Below are 17,109 nucleotides of genomic sequence, written 5' to 3' on the forward strand. Positions count from 1 at the left end.
ATTTTTAGTAGAAAGTTGGCGATGCTTATTAAAAGCATTGCCTTTCTTAGATAGGATTAAGTAGATTATCTAAGGGGGGGAATTTATCTATTAACTATGACCAATTGATATCAATCCACCAAAAAGTTTCTCGTAAAAAGAAATATTTTTCAATAGTTCTTTTTAAAGACGAAACTTACATTAGAGTTATCGATCGGTTTGTTAGATTAGAACCATCAAATAGTTAAGTTCATTTTGTATACATTAATAATTTATCAACCTATGAATTCAGATAGACTTCCAATTGTTGATAAAAATCTGCTCGATGAATGCGTTTGATTTTCCCAATTTCAGAAGGAAACCGGTGAGTACTCGTGGAAATTATGTATTCACATTCTTGTTGGATGGCAGTAGCCCATACATGAAAATCTTCTTTGGTCAAATTTTTTTAGAGGTTCTTGCATTTCTTTGGAGTGTTCAATGGCAAGTTTTTCAGCATCTTTATTGGTTAAACCTGTTAATTCAATTAAAACCTCCCCAATTGGTCGGTTGTCACGAATTCTAGTTTCTATACTATATCGGCCAACTACACTATTGACAGGTAAATCACTATAATGTTCCAATATTGGATAGACAAAGTCGTTTAAAAAGGTTTGAATTTCCCATTCTTCATATTTAACCATTTTTTCGCCTTTTCCAATACCATTGGTAGCATTTCGTATAAATTCAAATAAGCAAACCCGTGAAAGAACGGGTTGATACAGATATGGTAAACGAGCAACTTGTAAAATTTTGCGATTCACTCCATTTTTTCGGATTGCACCACAAATGACTGTGGTATCCAAAAAGACTTTTGGAGGATGGTCATTGTTAAAGATCGAACTCATCCACATCCCCCTCTTCCTGATTCTTTTTATCGAGGTGTTCCAAAATTCCGTTTCCTTTTATATCTTGTTCTCTCGTGGTGATAAAGTTTTCTTCAGGTATTCGCCAATGTCCACCTTCCGAACGGTAAGCCCCTATGAATTTACCACTTTCACACATTCTCCGTATCGTTTGGTCACTCAATCCTAACTTATGACCCGCTTCACTGGTTGTGTAAAAAGGTTTTTCACCTTCTTTGACAGCCTCGTCAATCTCAATCTGAACTTCTGGAAATTGTGTGGGCGTTTTTCTTCTCACACGAGCATCTTGTTTGGCTTTTTTGAAAAGAATTGACGCCAACATTTTTTTGTTTGTTACTTGCGGATCTTCTGTCATTTCACTAATCATTTTAATGTAATCTAATATCTCTTCATATGTCTTTTCCGTAATGTCTCTCGAGATCTTCTTTCGTATATCTGCGTCCAAATGCTTCAATTCATTCAAAAACTGTTCAGCTGGAATAGAGAAACGTAGATGTGAAACAATAGGAGTATAGAGATTCAACAGTTGTAATGATTTTTCAATGGTTGCTTTTAAGACTGCTTCAGCTTTATCTATATCCTGTTGTTTAGCTAAAAATTTTACCGTGTCCCATAGAGTTTCTTGTTCACGATCAATCGTTGCTGTCATTTAAATAACCTCCTTTCGTTTATTAATATATTGTACTATCTAAATTCAACATATTCAACAAACTCAACAAAAGTTATAAAATTTCTAACAGGAACTCATAAAGTGAAACTTCCATAAGTGGGGGTTTTTCGACGCACAGGATGGCAAGTAGCAGGCGTTGCGACAGGACGTCGCGTTTTTTAGCCTGCGTCATCCCCACTGATGGTAAGCCTGAACCAATCGGACCTTTACGGGCAGTTGATCCCCACCTATCTTCTTTGAATACTCAGAATCTTGGTGTGGGGGTCTTTACTAGTCGTTAAGGCGGGATAAATAGACTGTTAGACTGTATCATTTTTGTTTCTATTACTAAATAGACATTTATCCCATGAAAATGCTGACACTTTATCTTCAAAATTGATACCTAGCACTTGATGGAACACTCGTCCATAAAGTCCCACTAACACTAATTATGTGAATTATTACAGCATCCTCTTCACATTTTCGATATTAGTTAGATGCTTTACTTTTAATACAGAAATACCAAGTCTAGTTGTAAGCGGCCTTAGTACAGCGTAATCTTTTTCTGTCATAAACACTTCTCTGGGAATAGCCTGTAAAGACTCTATCATAGACATAAAGGTTTGTTGAATTTGCGTACCTGTGTCATCATTAGTTTCCATCATTTTGTGAAATACAATCATACCGTGTTTCCTTTCCAAAGCAAGAAAGATTATTGGAAAATATGGTCGCTCTCCTTCATGTTCTTGAACAGGATTGCGATGTAAGATTGTTTCTACTTCATAGGATTGATTTTTTTTACGATAGCTCTTTTTCAGTCTTTCTAGTTGAAGTTCATCTATCATTAAATGATATTTTTTTCTTTGAACCGGACTATAATCCTCTATTATCATCCAGTCATCCTTCCAAACCATTGTCTCATTTTGGTTTTCCACTACCCTTGCAAATAGTTTCGGTTCTCCAAATAAAGGAAGAGAAAAACCCGCTATTACCTTTTGAACGACATGTATCGCCTGATCAAGAATGCATATGAACCATTCTACTTCTTTGTCCGATAAGTACCATGGGTATTTTCCGGGTTCAAAGCTTCTAAATTGGGGCCATTGTTTCTTTCCACGATAAGTTAACTGTTCTTTCTTTATTAATTTATAATCTTCGTTAGAAAGATCAGAACGATCGGAAAACGTCAGTAATAAACTTCTTTGCTCAAAAATCTTTTCTTCGGTATATCCAGACGACACTATTTTTGTCATGGTGGTTAGTCCTTCATCACCTATAAAGACCGACAGCCCATATTCTGAGTTAATCCCCCCTATCACAAAACAAAATACTTTTTGGTTATCAGGAAGTTCTACCACAAATACCTCATTATCTGACATAACTTTCCACGGTTCCAGTTGCTTGAATTGATTTGCTAATTTGAACAGATATCCCCAATTATTTTTCCCCTGTTTAATTGACACAGGTTTGGCCAAACTAACCAATCGCTCGTTAATTTCCGAAACTAGTTCATTTGGGACAATTTCTTCCATCGCTACCTCTCCTGATATCCAGTCACCACGACTATCTTCCCCTGGTGCAGCCCCTTTAACCTTTACACATGTTGGATAAGTTTGATCCTCTTCAGGCGGTAAAACCTTTTCCAGAATGATATCATGTTCCCAATTATCCCCATAGTCATACGTATATAGCAGCCTGTCCTTTTCTTTATTAAGCCAACGATTTATCTTTTCTTCCTTTTCATCATAATCATATCTGGCACCAAGGAAGAAAAATTCATTCTGATCATCATCAGTCCCAATCCTAATCATCTTCTTAGAAACAGTCTCTCCATTGGAACGAATAACTTCAAAACCATGAAGGTGATAATCCTCCCATTCAAATAAGGACTGTATCGTTTTATGTAACTCTATAAAAGTAGTATCGCCATTAACGAGCACCCGGCGCCAAACTGGTGGTTTCATATGTCTAATTGTTACCTTTAATTGATAAATCATCATTACACCTCAACTATGTTTTTATTTTTAAGCATTCAGCTAACTTTTGATCAGAAGACGACAACTGTATAAAAAAACAGAAACTACTTATCCTGTTCTATTTCTTTTAATAGTAATATTTAATTCATTGTTTGCATAGTGTTGATACTGGATAAATTTAGCGCAGTCCATACCTCATCTCGTTTTCCCTGTTTAGTCCTCTTCTTTACCTCAGAACATTTCTTCTTTCTCTTTTATGATTTGGTTTTTAGGAGGCCTATTATCAAAATAGTTATCAAATAATTTATTTAACATCTTTATTCTTTCACTGTTATCCATTTCTTCTATAGCTTTCATTATTTCATCAGCAGTTATTTTAAACCACCCCAATTCAAGAATTTAAATATACTTTTTATTGTACAAAAGGTGGTCATGTAATTAAAATAGTAATAATTATTTGTATAGAATCTATGTGATAATCTCCCTAAGATCCATTTTCTTAGGGAGGTTTAAAATTATGAATCAGGCGAGCAATGTGGAAGGAGTGTATCGTCAAATTTTAGGGAGAGTTGCGATAGTGTTTTATCCTAGTGCGAGTCACTGAATCTGAAACAACTATATTAGTTGGTTATTCATTTTTTGGATAAATGTCTCTTAACTTCTTTTGTTGGTATAAAAAAATCAACCTCCATATATTTCTACCAAGGAGATTGATTATGTAAAATTAAATCTATTATATTATTTCTTATTCATTTATTCGTTCACCAGACCCTTGATCTGCTTATTTTCACTAGCTAATTTTGAAAAATCTCCGTTCTTCCATCGATTTAATATTTCTTTGTAAACTTCTTTATGTTTAAGCATTTGCTTATTAAGATGTATAGCACTAGACATCCAATCGATTCTAGCTTTAGTCATTTCTTTTTTATTACTAATCATTTTTTCAAGGTATTTTTGTGCAATTTCATCAGTTACCAAACCACGGTTAACCGTTTTTTCTCCAAACGGGTTAGGATATTGAAATCCATCTATGCCTATCCTTGAAGTTCTCTCAGGATCAGTCTTCATTCCTTCTTCCCATTTCTTAAAAGCTATATCTTCTGGTGTTACTTTTTCGGCATCCCTTTTTAATTTTTCAAAGTATTCTTTCATCCTTTTCTTATTCTCGTTATCGATAGCTTCTTTTTCTATTCCTTTCTCTGAATTGCTATCCGTATGAGTGACAACTGTCACTTTTTGAGTAACCTCTTTATCTTGAGTTTGATGTTTTTCTTCGTACGCATTATGTATAAAGTAAGACACACCTCCGATAACCAGAACTGTTCCTGCAATGAGAATTACTTTTTTAAGCATCATCTCTTCCTTTCTTTTATATATTTAATCCCACCTTAACACAATTGATACAGTTATGTCATAATTATGTAATATTTATTTTTATAGATCACCTGCTGGAACAACCTTAATTAAGTGCTGTGTTTCCAGTAGTCCGTAAATTCCAATTTATCCAAAAGACCGTAATGTAAGAAATAGGAATCCAAAAACATTATTAATAAAAACAGTCAAGGTGATAAATGCGGTTTTCATGATAACCATATCTTATGTATACAATTAAACCTGTTTTTAGAGGTATTCAAAATGGCACATACACCTGTTGTTGGCATTGTGTGGTAAATTCAGTGGCGAACACTGATAAAATACATGGCAAGGGTGGTAAAATTACGGAGTCGCTTAAAATAGTAACAATTATTTAAAACCGGAACAAAATCGCTAACGCGACTTAATCACGTCCCAAGTATAGTCATATCACTTGGGACTATTTTTCGCTCTGCGCATGGTGCCTTCACAAAAAAGACACACTACCTCAACTTCCTCATTGTCTTTTAGATCAAATTGAAATTCATCAACCACAAAGTCGGGTACCTCATCTTCTTTACCACAATCCATACACTTAAAAATAATGGTTGTTATCTCATCGTCTAATCCCAGTGGATCCTCTTCTTCTAACCATTTTAGAAATTCCTTGTTCATGTCATCCTGCTTTTTGTTTTTTGACATCTTCATTCTTCCTCCAGGCTTTAATACACTCCATATCTTCCATATAGTGAAATAAGTAACCATAATCACTATGCCAAATTTCAACCAGATCCATCTGACGGTGACAACATGGGCACAGGAATGGATCTTGATCAAAAGCCTCAATCATTCGTTGTCGATATGTTTTTTTCTTCTTTTTTCGCTCTAATATGAGAGATAATTGTTTCGTTCTTACAAACGAATAGAGACTCAAAATTTGGTTAGCTTTTTGATAGGATCTTCTACTATATAAGCCAAAACGCCCTACCATCCGAAAATGCTTGGGTGGAATATGTTGTAATAGGTTAAATAAGAATTTATAGACGGGCCATGTGACATCTATTCGTTTGCCCGTTTGATGATCCTCATACCAAAAGTGAACCTTTTCCCCATCGTAATCTTCAATACGATATTCCGCAATAGCAGGTCTCGCTAAATATCGGCCAATATACTTCGCCGCCCCTTTGGCATCTTTCATTTTCCTTTCGGCATTTACATAAAACCCTTTTGGATAACGCTGATACAATGTGTTAATGAGTTCCAAGACCTTTTCGTTTTCGGGAAACCATTTCTTCATAAGATCTAAAAGAACCTTTTGCCAAGATCTCCTTAAAAAATCGTATGGAATGTACTCACTTGGCACCCACTCATGACGGTTATCAATGGCACCTTCAGTGACTTATGTATGGATGTGAGGATTAAACTTTAAATCTCTACCAAACGTATGAATGACAGTTATCACGCCTACCTGTAGCTGGCGCTTCTTGCTTTTCCGATGATAATAAAATTTAAAAACTTCAGCGACCTGTTGACTTAACTCATTTAGCTTTTTGCGATCTTGAAAAAAGACCTTTCTTAATTCTCTTGGAATCGTAAATACCATATGACGATGGGGGACATCAAAAATCAGTTCCTGTTGCTTATCGGACCAATCATCGGTATATTTCTTTCCACACTTATGACAAAACCGACTTTTGCAAGTAAAGCAAACAAAAACCGGATGGGGATTTCCTTCACATCCTAAGCATTCATATCTTGCATAGCCTATGTCACGGGTTCCGCATTTAATCGTTTTCTCAACAGTTTCTTTGATATCATCTCGATAGGATGCAGGAAACATTTCCAAATGAAGTTTCCAAAAACCATCAAAATGTTCCTTTAATATTTGTTTAATGACACCACTTTTACGTTTCCCCATGTCCTTAACCCCCGATATATCTACGAACCTTTTACCGAACAGTTTCCTAAACAATAAAAAAGACAGGAAATTATATTGTCCTGCCTCATTTCTTTCGATAATAATATTTAACCAACTGGTATTAGGTCAATACTGGTGGTCGGGGTCGAATCGACACTCCCGAAAGAACACGACTTTGAGTCATAAAGTTCCTTATTTTCTTCATTTATTTATCGTTAAATCCAGTGAGATTAAGTAATACTTACAGTTAATTGTAAGTGTATTATTTTACCTGTTCGCACGATTTATTAAACACTGTTCATTATAATAGTTATAACTTTACTGTTTTACAATAAAAAATAGAGGCTGCTTTTTTAGTTGCAACCACTGTTATCAGTATTATTTATTTTTGGTTTTTAGCATATATTTTTTCTAACTCATTGAAAAATTCAATTCCTCTATTGAATTTTTTCTAAGGTTGTTTTAACAAAATGAGTTTTGTCCTCTGCATATTTATGTTTATTACTTTTGTTTTTGATAATCTAAAATTGAGCCACTTTTCAATGGTTTGATCACATAAAAAATGAGCCACACGATTTCCAATTTTAATAACCTCTCTTATGATTGAAAGTGACCAAACTATCAATTGAAGAGAGAAAAAAAAGGATGATCAATATGGCTCAATTTTATAATATCAACTTCTTACATGAGGTAGATGGCTTATCACAGAGGCAGATAGCTAAGAAACTGGGCGTTTCAATAAATACTGTTAAAAAATATCTAATGGCAAAGGAAGCTCCAAATACCACCGCACCATTACTCGATCGTTTTGACACATCGACCGCACATCCACTTACTGAACGGAGAATCGTATCGATTTCGTCAAAGTATGAAACATCAAGAAACCGCCGAAGAGTAACCGTTGGCGCGCGAGGCGTTTGGGATTCTTGCCCCTGGGCAGGAATCCCAAACACTAACTCCTCCCATTTATGGGATCTAATAATCATAAAGTGGCTCACTTTTGAAGTGATCGCTCTGGCTCAATTTCATATTGACAAAAACAGTATTCTTTTCAAAAGAGAAGGTACCCCATTTCTCATATCCTTTTCTATTGAATAGTACCAATGTACTTAATTAAATTGATGCATTTAAAAATCGAAACGCATCTTATTTAATCGTTACTCCAAAATAAAAGTTACACAAAAACATTGATTTAACAACATTTTTGAGTATCTAATCTTATTTAAAATAAGGTATTATATGTAATGGCACCGGTGATCAAGGTCAAAATAGTTCTATAAGTATTGATATTACAAGGTTTTGAGTGGGTAATGTGTAAAATATGTGAAAAATAATAATAATTGAGATGTACTGGTGCATTTTCCGTATGATAGTGTTTACAGTAATGTTACCTACGGTTTTATTGCTAAAAAATTACTATGCCTAACCATTTTAACCTGTACCATGCTACTGATCAAAAATAATAAGGCAGGGTTACCCCCGCCTCATTATCTTCAGCTAATCTTATTATCAATTTCAGATGTATCTACACCTTCTCCGAACCATTCTCTCAGTTTGTCTTTTGCTTTGTTTTTTATATCTTCATCTATGTACATAGCTACTTGGAATAAAGCAACTCCTAAGGCGCCTAGGTCATCAGTATAACCAACACCCACTGCAACATCAGGAATTAAATCAAATGGAAGGATAAAATACCCTAGTGCTCCGATAATAATAGCCTTAACTTTGACAGGAACTTCAGGTTTTTGAAGTGTAAAATATAAAAGTAATACTGCATATACAACAGACGAACCTGCCTTTTTGGCGAATTTCGTTAGTTTATTCCAAAACTTTTCTTCGGAGTAGTGTTTACTTGTACTTTCTATTTCTTTTTCTAATTCTTCAGGGGACTTTTCCATTCCTAATTCTCCTTCTTTAATACTAGAAAGTTCTTATTTTATCCACCAATTTGTGCAATTGCAATTATGACATTCAAAGCCGAATCCACTTACAACCCCTACTGTTAATTTCACTACAACATTTCATGGTTGTGGTGACCATCCTTTCGCAATTGTTATATATAGATTCTATTCATAATTATATTTAATATTGAAAAATGGGCAGTGTCATAATTTTGTGTAAATAAGTTTTCGACCTTTTCAGATAAATTGTCACTTGTATTCTAATTGTTCTTGTTCGATGGATTGTTTTAGATTTATTTGGCAGGGCTAGCCCTGCCAAATAAATCAAAATTTCGCGTTTCTATGGATAAGTTGTGGTAACTTTATTCTACCAGGAAAAGGTCTTCCTTTTTCATTGTTTTATTCATTTACACAAAACATTTTACACTCTCTTATATAATCAATATAATGTCTTACGTTTACGTCCTTCATATATTAGATTATTTAATTCGTTATATATTTTATCATCTTCCCAATAATTATCATTTGCTTTATCATTTGGATCTCCCCAATCTGGATCACCATTGTCACCTTGGTGATGTAACACAAATTCATCTAATGCCTTATCGCCTGTAGTTTTGTATTTGGTTACTAATGCTGTTGATACATTTGAACTCTCGTCTATTTCATCTTCGTTTATTTTCTCTAAATGAATTGGTGAATTAAGAGTCTCATTTTTAAAAAGTATAAAATAACCAATTAATAATCCAGTTGCTATAATAGTGAAAATAATTCCTAATCCCATCCACATTGTGGCTCTTGCACCCATTATTATATAATTGTAAGCATCTCCTCCCACTATATGATTAAATGAATTCCCCGTATCTAGGTCAGAATCATAATGTGAATAATAATATCCTGTAACAATAGCCATAATAATTGAGCATATTGATAAAAAATAAAAAACAATAATAGCACTGTGGATTGATTCTTTCTTCATCAAACCCCCCCTTGTATATATGTATCTTTTATACCAGGAAATTCGACTAAAAAGGATAGATTCCTGCTGATTTTCAAATTTTATTTATCTTTGTAAAGGTTCATCCCTGCGTCTTAAAATCTAAAATAGCAATTGAAGTGATTACGGCCACTGAAATGTACCACCTCTGACATACTTTTTACCACTGAATGACACGGAATGTACCAGTAAATGCCATGCGTTTACCACTTCATACCTTTGTATAATTAATGGACACACCTTCAGGGTGTGACATTTTTTATATGGAGGTATTTTTTTATGATCCATTATCAAAAGATATTGGAGTTACACAATGAGGGAATCAGTCTTAGAGGCATTGCCGCAAGTACTGGTAACTCTCGTCAAAAAGTAACAGAGATCATCTGTTTAGCTGAAAGAAATAATATTTGGTGCCAGGCACTTGTCGAAATATGTCGTAATATTTAGTACCAAGCATTTGTCAAGCGTTAACTAATTATTACTACTCAAAAATACCTACAAAAATAAGAGATGAAGAGCTTTTTAACGAAAGATTTGACTTATAAAAAGAGGACTTATATAAGTCCCCTTTAAATATTACTTAATCTATTAATTATCATGTCGTGAACTCCAACTTTACCAGCAAGATTAGTGATATCTGTATTAAGATTTGATGTTTGCTTTTTAACTTCAATCAACATACCGATTACGTCTTCGTTTCCGTTTAATTCAATTCTATCTAACTGATTTTTCATTGCCTTAATATCTGATTTTATTTCTTTTAATTCATTTGAAAAATTTTCATTCATTTTTTGAATGGCTTCTAAAATTTGATCCACTTTATATCACTCCTAAGATCTATTGTTTTATTATACAGGATAATAGATGGATTATCATCCTTAATTATTCATAGACATCCTAAATAAGGTGAAATTGCTTTTCTATCAAGCGATCTAGCTAAATCGCTTATTTTTTTGCTAGACACTTGTCAAAAGTTATCGAGCAATGCACGCACTTCATCTGTTGACCCTGTGCTCATCAATTAATTTCTTAATTCACTCGCTCCTCGAAACCCTTTGACATATATCTTAAAAAAGCGATGAAGAGCTTTGAATGGACGTGGCTCTAATTCTTTTGAATATTTATCATGGAGATCAAGTTGCATTCTTAAGAGATCAAGCAATTCTTTACTGCTATGATCTTTCGGCTCTTTTTCAAAGGCAAATGGATTTTTAAAAATACCACGTCCAATCATAATCCCATCAACACCATATTGATGAGCGAGCTTCAAGCCAGACAGCCCATATTGATATTCACACCCCTAAATCCAAGTTTCGACACACCAATACTCGTTTGTCGAAAAAATTCGAGCTTATCCCCCCATATATGTGCAACCATTGGTTGTTCATCCTCTGTAAAAGTCAAACGTCCCCGTACACTTTGGTTTCCCTCAGGGTGACAATAACTCTCCGTGTTTGTAAACTCTGTAAAAAACACATCAGGTCGACCTGCTTTACTCACTACATGGCGAAAAACAACATCCGTCACATCTTCCATTGGTGCAAGTACAAAAAATGGCCGTGGTAAGTCACGCCAAAAGTTATCTATCATATTCAAATTCAAATCCTCTCATTATGAACTCTTAATATTTCGCCCAAGGCACTTGTCGATTAATATCATCAATAAACCATTCCATATTTTCCACTCTAACTCTTACTAAGACGCTTTGATTCCTCAATCATTTCAGGCTCTGTATCAATCTCAACGATTTTTCCCAAACCAATCAGAGAATCTGAATGCTAATTGACTAGTTCCACAACCCAGTTCAAGCATTTGGCCTCTCTCATCTAAAGTAAATTGGTCTATAACGTAAATAATACCATGATGTTCTTTTAAACAAATCATCCCAATAATGTTCCATTGGATTACTCCCTCTATTTTTATAGTCGTAAAAATTGAAGATTATCATTTCATTATTTCAATTTCTTTATCCGTCAAATTTCTTTATAACTACTTGGTCTTTTTATAAGAATTTCTTAATTGCATCTTACTCCACTCTTCTCTTGGAATGTCTCTATGTTTATAATCAACAACCTTAATTTGGCTACTTTCTATTTTAAAAATAATCGTTTCTTCTCCATAAGGTGTTTTATGTGCACCTTCAAAAGTTTGAACTTGAACGGTTACATAAAAAATAAAATTTGTATCATCTTTCTCTATTTTAAGGATCTTCTCGAATCCCCGATCCCACAGTTTAGGCTTATAATAAGTTTCAATAGCTTCACTTATTGGGTCTACTAAGCGTTCAATCAATGCTTCTTTAAGTAATTGTTTTGGAACCGGTATTCTGTTAATTTTTTTGCTTTTAACATCAACAATTTTCCACATGTCTTTTAACGGACCACTTGTTTGTTTTTCAACGGTATAAAGTACATTTGTTCCATCTTTTTTTCAAAGGTGAACAAAACCTTTGTTTCCCTTGATATATAGCCGCGGTTCGTCAATCCACTCTTCTTCCAACTGAATAATTACAAAATATAATTGGGCAAGTGGTGTTATTTTATAACCCAGTTGATTAAAATCACCAAATGAATAGAATTGATAACCTGTTAAGTCAATATCAAAATCCATGCTATCATTTTTGTCGTTTTGTATAGTTGCATGGGCTGAGTATGGCACTAAGATACTCATAAGAATTATAATAATTATAGAAATTGTGGTTAATTTTGGTCTCATGTTTAATCACCTCAATTATATATTTGCCAACAGAGGTGAATTTATTTTATTTACTTAGGACCATGATTGACTATGGTGCTATTGTTGATTTAACTCTCGTTTTCTAAAATTGTCAATTCACTGTTACCTAAATTTTTTTACGCCTTGCCATTAACTAATTCCCCTTTCAACAGTTAACACAACCCTGTGAACACGATTTGATGTAATTTTGTCGTATAGAAAATCAGCTAAAAAACAAATTAAAAACGCCCTCCTACAACTTGTAGAAAGACGTTTAAAACGTTGATATTCCTTAATTCTTCTTTAATTGACGATAATAATAGACCTAAAAAGTTGATACCGGTGGTCGGGGTCGAACCGACACTCCCGAAGGAACACGATTTTGAGTCGTGCGCGTCTGCCAATTCCGCCACATCAATAAATTAAATTGTCTGGATGCCTTGGCACCACTAGCTTTATAAATGATTCATGAGTTCAGGAGTACGCACAAAAAGTGTTGGTTACGCATACGCTCATAAATTTCATAGTATATTGTGCTGCTGCTTACAATTTCAACTTACCATAATATGTTAGAATGGACAAGTATTAAAACAGGCAAGGTAACCTTTCATGGAATGTATAGCTTCTCCCTCCCTTATGGAACGGAGTATAACGATTGTAAATAAAGTGCTCACAAGCTAAAAAAAGCCCTTCAACCATTGCTGGTAGGTACTGACCCCCAAAAGTTAGAGTAATAAATCTAACTTTTGGGGGTGTTTTTATGGCCAAATATAGTGAGGAATATAAAATAAAGCTTGTTACCGAATATTTGAATGGAAATCTTGGATACACACGACTGGCGGGGAAGTACAACATGCCGTCTGAAACACCTTTAAAAAATTGGGTAAGAGCCTATAAAACTCAAGGGATTGAAGGATTAAAACGAAGAAAAGGGAAGGAAGCATACTCTGTTCAATTTAAATTAGATACGATACAATTTATGAAAGAGACAGGCGCTTCTTATCTGGAAACTGCTAATCATTTTAAATTAAACAATCCTTCTTTAATTAATCGCTGGATGAAAGAGTTTAATGAACAAGGAGTAGAAGGCCTAAAACCAAAACCAAAGGGGCGACCTTCTATGTCTAAGAAACTCAATACCAATAAACAAACAAAAAAAGAAGAAAAAAAGTTAACACGTGAAGAAGAGTTAGAACGTGAGAATGAACTATTGAGATTAGAAATTACTTACTTAAAAAAGCTGAGAGCTTTTCGGGAAAATCCGAATGTCTTCCTCGAAAAGCACAAGCAAAATTGGCATTCGAACTCAAAGAAGAAGGATTCCGATTAAAGGATATTTTCCTTGTTGTGGGCATTCCTGAAGCAACCTTTCACTATCATGTAAAAAATTGGGGGAAAGAAGATCCGGACACGGAACTAAAAGAACTCATCACCCACCTATTTAAGAAGTTTTATGAACGCTATGGTTATAAACGAATCACAAAGGAATTAAAGAAATTAGGACATTGTGTTAATCATAAAAAAGTGTATCGACTAATGCGGGAACTAGGATTGAAATGTGTAAAATTTATGCGAAAATCTCGGAAATACAATTCCTATAAGGGGAAGGTTGGAAAGGTAGCGAAAAACCGTCTATCCCGCCGTTTTAATACACCTATTCCTCTTCAAAAATTAGTAACTGACATTACAGAATTCAAATGTCTAGGCGAAGAGAAGTTGTATTTAAGCCCTATTCTTGACCTTTATAATGGAGAAATTATTTCGTTTGGAATCAAGAAACGTCCAACATTGGATCTTGTTATGGAACCTTTAGACGAAACAATTGAGATTATAAAGAATCACGCAATCTACCGTACTACCATCCATTCTGATCAAGGATGGCATTACCAGCACAACCAATGGGTGAAAACATTAAAGAAAAATAAAGTATTCCAAAGCATGTCACGTAAAGCAACCTGCGCAGACAATGCCTCGATGGAGAATTTCTTTGGCCTTTTAAAGCAAGAAATGTATTATGGGGAAAAACTAGTAAGCTATGAAGAATTAAAAAGAAGAATAGAAGATTATATCTACTGGTATAACAATGAACGATCAAAAGAAAAATTGACTGGACTGAGTCCGGTCGAATACCGAACTCAATCCAGTCAATCAGCTGCATAATAAAAACTCTAACTTTTAGGGGTCGCCACCGTAATACATTCATGGCTAAAAGGCTTTTTTATTTATGCTGCTGGATGTGTAAGAAATGTAAAAAAGCGAATTTATTTAGTGCCGTTATTTCTATTTCATTAAAGCACCATTAATTGAAGAAGGGACACAATTATATAAAGTGAATGTCTTTTAAAAATTCTAATGTCCACTCTTCTAATTGTTGAGGTGTTTTATTATTTACATCTACAACTTTAGCGTTAAATTGTTTAAACCATTCTTTTTCGTACTTAAATAATTTTAAATTTTGGTCAAACGAGCTTCTTTTTCTGTTTGAGTCTTTTTTCTTTCTTTGGTAAAGCGTTTCTTCACTGGCATCTAAATATAGAACAATATCTGAACGGCACCTGCGTATTTCTTTAAGTTCATCCTTAAGAAGGTGTTCAATATCCCAGTCAAATCCATTAGTGATAGGGAAATGTAAAGTATAAAACTCAATATCTTCAGGACCTCTATCGAATATCACTTTCCCAGCTGGCAAATGATAAAATCGATTAATTTCTGCTTCAATAAATAGTCGTTGGTTTTCAATAAATCCTTCTTTAGTATAAATATTGAGGTTCTTATTTTTCCTTTTCTCAACGATGGGATATGGGTTTTCGTATGTAAAATATACATCATTGATATGTTTTTCTAATTTTTTAGTTAGGGTGGTTTTTCCTCCAGCCATACCACCTTGAATTGATAAGATTCTATACAAATTAAAACCTTCTTTTCATTAATCCTCCATTTAATGTAAAAATACCCACACCTTTAACACATGAAGTAACTATTGTTATTTATAGTTCCTTCATTCATGCAAAAAATCATTTTTTGTTAACGTAAGTCGCCTATAAATTTTTCACAAATCTATATCCAGTTATTTCAAATCCAAGGTACTTATATAATGCGTGTGCATTAATACGCTTTTCGCTATTTCCACTTAATAGATATATAAAATTTGACCCTTTACTATGAGACCATTCTTCTATATATTTAACAAGTTTTTTCGCTATCCCTTGCCCACGAAATTCTTTCTTTGTAACAAGCGATGTTATTTGAGTTTTTACATTGTTATTTGTATATGTATGATGTAATGTTATCCCTATCATCCCAACAACTGTATCATTCAAAGTAGCTACGAATGTAAAATAATTTGAATTCAATTCAATACGTTCCATTCTTACCTTCATTTCTTCTAAAGATGAAGGGCATCCTAAATCTGTCATTAATTCTGTTAATTGGACTATATCTGACGGTTTATATTTTCTGATTTCCACCATAATAATTCTCCTCCTAAATTCGTTTTTTCCAAATCTTAATAATTATAGCATTTCTTCTTTAACTAAACTCCCGTTAATTTAAGTACATTCTTTCACATTTCATATAGCTAATTTTAACAGAAAACTTAGTTCATTTATCAAAAAAGCACACGGATTGTAAATACCATGTGCTTTCTATATTTTTATTACATTACTATTAAAGGGAACGGCTTAGACTGATTTTCCTATACAGGGATATAACCATCTTATTATGGCTTTCCCAAGTTTCATTCCTTAAAGCTGGTACATTGTATGTCCACTCTATTTCATTCATTAAATCTGCCAATTTACGGCTTCGGTATGGTTCTTTTACTTGACCGTGGATGATTTCTTCATATGCTTGGTTTATTTGGCTTAGTGTCCTCATGCGTCCTTGTCCTGTTCCTCGATTTCCTTTACTAGCTTATAGAAGGTTGTTCGTTTCATTCCAGCTTCTTCAATGGCAGCGGTGGCGGTGATTTCTCCTGCTTTCCATTTGCCGTATGCTTGGTAAAATTCATCTGTTGGCTCTGCTTTTGGTCTACCAAATTGTACACCCTTTTTTATAGCAACATCTATTCCTTCACGCTGTCTCTTTCGGATGCGCTCCCGTTCTTCTTGTGCCATCCAAGATAGTATTTGCAGGACAAGGTCGGAAATGAAGCTACCCATGCTGTCTTTATAATTCGTGGTATCCAGCAGCGGCATATCCAGTACGATAATATCGGCTTTTATGATTTTAGTGATATCTTGCCATTCATTTATGATTTCATCTTTATTTCTACCGAAACGGTCTAATGAATGGATATAAAGAATGTCTCCTTCTCTTAAGCATTGCTTTAAAGCTTGGTATTTTTCACGATTGAAGTCCTTTCCGCTCTGCTTATCCATGAAAATATCCCTTTCCTCGATGCCTTGTTCTTTCGTAGATTCAATTTGTCTGCCTTCATTCTGGTCTTTGCTACTTACTCGGACATAACCAAATTTCTTTGTTTGCATTTTGTTTCTCTCTCCTTCAATTGATTTATTAATGAATGTTGGTATATATCCCTAAAACCTGCGAATATCCGTAAAGGAATTTTTTGATATTAACGAACAAGAAAATTGCTGGTAATCAATGTATTGGTAAAAGTGTACTTAAACGACCACCTGCTAAAGCAGGTGGATTTGGACATAAAATGTCTACGACTAAAGTCGTTCTTAAGACTGAAGTCATCTCAAAGTCCAT

Annotated in this window: 14 protein-coding genes, 1 tRNA gene and 3 pseudogenes; 3 read left to right on the plus strand and 15 right to left on the minus strand. The window is 34.2% G+C overall.

Translation table 11 applies throughout. The features are described 5' to 3' along the window. Positions 1–368 precede the first annotated feature (368 nt). From FG390_RS13615 to FG390_RS16095, 6 genes and pseudogenes are all read right to left on the minus strand, one after another. Positions 369–866: a PIN domain-containing protein gene (locus tag FG390_RS13615; protein ID WP_258311676.1), complete on the minus strand. Its 498-nt coding sequence runs from the start codon at positions 864–866 to the stop codon at positions 369–371. After that, positions 850–1,533, minus strand: a complete 684-nt coding sequence (locus FG390_RS13620) for a helix-turn-helix domain-containing protein (protein ID WP_141191587.1) — start codon at positions 1,531–1,533, stop codon at positions 850–852. Before FG390_RS13620 ends, FG390_RS13615 begins: the two co-directional genes overlap by 17 nt. 461 nt (positions 1,534–1,994) lie before the next feature. Next, the gene (locus FG390_RS13625) at positions 1,995–3,533 is read right to left on the minus strand and encodes a plasmid pRiA4b ORF-3 family protein (RefSeq protein ID WP_141191588.1); all 1,539 of its coding nucleotides are present in this window, start codon (positions 3,531–3,533) and stop codon (positions 1,995–1,997) included. Positions 3,534–4,262: 729 nt separating this feature from the next. Beyond that, the gene (locus tag FG390_RS13630; protein ID WP_141191589.1) at positions 4,263–4,865 is read right to left on the minus strand and encodes a DUF6241 domain-containing protein; all 603 of its coding nucleotides are present in this window, start codon (positions 4,863–4,865) and stop codon (positions 4,263–4,265) included. Positions 4,866–5,312: 447 nt separating this feature from the next. Then, positions 5,313–5,564 carry a hypothetical protein gene (locus FG390_RS13635; RefSeq protein ID WP_141191590.1) on the minus strand — a complete coding sequence of 84 codons (252 nt, stop codon included), beginning with the start codon at positions 5,562–5,564 and terminating at the stop codon, positions 5,313–5,315. Continuing rightward, positions 5,539–6,780: pseudogene (locus tag FG390_RS16095) on the minus strand (IS91 family transposase). The gene FG390_RS13635 and the pseudogene FG390_RS16095 overlap by 26 nt, the downstream one beginning before the upstream one ends. Positions 6,781–7,434: 654 nt before the next feature. Here FG390_RS16095 and FG390_RS16100 point away from each other — a divergent pair. After that, on the plus strand, positions 7,435–7,878 hold the full coding sequence (locus FG390_RS16100) for a sigma factor-like helix-turn-helix DNA-binding protein (RefSeq protein ID WP_258311677.1): 444 nt from the start codon (positions 7,435–7,437) through the stop codon (positions 7,876–7,878). 395 nt (positions 7,879–8,273) lie between these two features. On the opposite strand, the gene FG390_RS13660 is transcribed toward FG390_RS16100, so the two are convergent. From FG390_RS13660 to FG390_RS13690, 6 genes and pseudogenes are all read right to left on the minus strand, one after another. Further along, positions 8,274–8,678 (minus strand): YkvA family protein, encoded by a 405-nt coding sequence (locus tag FG390_RS13660; protein ID WP_141191592.1) that lies wholly within the window; start codon positions 8,676–8,678, stop codon positions 8,274–8,276. Positions 8,679–9,120: 442 nt separating this feature from the next. Then, positions 9,121–9,660 (minus strand): hypothetical protein, encoded by a 540-nt coding sequence (locus FG390_RS13665; protein ID WP_141191593.1) that lies wholly within the window; start codon positions 9,658–9,660, stop codon positions 9,121–9,123. Between the two features lie 587 nt (positions 9,661–10,247). Next, the gene (locus tag FG390_RS13675; protein ID WP_141191594.1) at positions 10,248–10,496 is read right to left on the minus strand and encodes a hypothetical protein; all 249 of its coding nucleotides are present in this window, start codon (positions 10,494–10,496) and stop codon (positions 10,248–10,250) included. 206 nt (positions 10,497–10,702) lie between these two features. Beyond that, positions 10,703–11,268 (minus strand): annotated as a pseudogene (locus FG390_RS13680) (tRNA-dihydrouridine synthase); the annotation flags it as partial. A 399-nt stretch (positions 11,269–11,667) separates the two neighbouring features. Next, positions 11,668–12,393 (minus strand): annotated as a pseudogene (locus FG390_RS13685) (DUF3888 domain-containing protein). A 337-nt stretch (positions 12,394–12,730) separates the two neighbouring features. Next, positions 12,731–12,812, minus strand: a tRNA-Leu gene (locus FG390_RS13690). Positions 12,813–13,153: 341 nt separating this feature from the next. Between FG390_RS13690 and FG390_RS13695 the strand changes: the two genes are divergently transcribed. Both FG390_RS13695 and FG390_RS13700 read left to right on the plus strand, forming a co-directional pair. Continuing rightward, entirely contained in the window at positions 13,154–13,723 is a 570-nt protein-coding gene (locus FG390_RS13695; protein ID WP_141191595.1) for a helix-turn-helix domain-containing protein, read from the plus strand. Then, positions 13,609–14,553: an IS3 family transposase gene (locus FG390_RS13700; protein ID WP_258311678.1), complete on the plus strand. Its 945-nt coding sequence runs from the start codon at positions 13,609–13,611 to the stop codon at positions 14,551–14,553. The genes FG390_RS13695 and FG390_RS13700 overlap by 115 nt, the downstream gene beginning before the upstream one ends. A gap of 160 nt (positions 14,554–14,713) precedes the next feature. Here the strand turns inward: FG390_RS13700 and FG390_RS13705 are convergent, their stop codons facing one another. The 3 genes from FG390_RS13705 to FG390_RS13720 form a co-directional block, all read right to left on the minus strand. Further along, entirely contained in the window at positions 14,714–15,301 is a 588-nt protein-coding gene (locus FG390_RS13705) for an AAA family ATPase (RefSeq protein WP_141191597.1), read from the minus strand. Between the two features lie 130 nt (positions 15,302–15,431). Next, a complete protein-coding gene (locus FG390_RS13710) occupies positions 15,432–15,863 on the minus strand; it encodes a GNAT family N-acetyltransferase (RefSeq protein ID WP_141191598.1) in 432 nt (143 codons plus the stop codon). Between the two features lie 402 nt (positions 15,864–16,265). Beyond that, positions 16,266–16,880 carry a recombinase family protein gene (locus tag FG390_RS13720; RefSeq protein WP_141191600.1) on the minus strand — a complete coding sequence of 205 codons (615 nt, stop codon included), beginning with the start codon at positions 16,878–16,880 and terminating at the stop codon, positions 16,266–16,268. Positions 16,881–17,109: the final 229 nt, after the last annotated feature.

This window comes from Terrilactibacillus laevilacticus, from assembly GCF_006517395.1.
GTDB classification, from domain to species: domain Bacteria; phylum Bacillota; class Bacilli; order Bacillales; family Sporolactobacillaceae; genus Terrilactibacillus; species Terrilactibacillus laevilacticus.

Bases quoted from the DNA above. Each gene is read 5' to 3' on its own strand.
- FG390_RS13615 (WP_258311676.1), bottom strand. From the start codon at position 866: ATGAGTTCGATCTTTAACAATGACCATCCTCCAAAAGTCTTTTTGGAT.
- FG390_RS13620 (WP_141191587.1), bottom strand. From the start codon at position 1,533: ATGACAGCAACGATTGATCGTGAACAAGAAACTCTATGGGACACGGTA.
- FG390_RS13625 (WP_141191588.1), bottom strand. From the start codon at position 3,533: ATGATGATTTATCAATTAAAGGTAACAATTAGACATATGAAACCACCA.
- FG390_RS13630 (WP_141191589.1), bottom strand. From the start codon at position 4,865: ATGATGCTTAAAAAAGTAATTCTCATTGCAGGAACAGTTCTGGTTATC.
- FG390_RS13635 (WP_141191590.1), bottom strand. From the start codon at position 5,564: ATGTCAAAAAACAAAAAGCAGGATGACATGAACAAGGAATTTCTAAAA.
- FG390_RS16100 (WP_258311677.1), top strand. From the start codon at position 7,435: ATGGCTCAATTTTATAATATCAACTTCTTACATGAGGTAGATGGCTTA.
- FG390_RS13660 (WP_141191592.1), bottom strand. From the start codon at position 8,678: ATGGAAAAGTCCCCTGAAGAATTAGAAAAAGAAATAGAAAGTACAAGT.
- FG390_RS13665 (WP_141191593.1), bottom strand. From the start codon at position 9,660: ATGAAGAAAGAATCAATCCACAGTGCTATTATTGTTTTTTATTTTTTA.
- FG390_RS13695 (WP_141191595.1), top strand. From the start codon at position 13,154: ATGGCCAAATATAGTGAGGAATATAAAATAAAGCTTGTTACCGAATAT.
- FG390_RS13710 (WP_141191598.1), bottom strand. From the start codon at position 15,863: ATGGTGGAAATCAGAAAATATAAACCGTCAGATATAGTCCAATTAACA.
- FG390_RS13720 (WP_141191600.1), bottom strand. From the start codon at position 16,880: ATGCAAACAAAGAAATTTGGTTATGTCCGAGTAAGTAGCAAAGACCAG.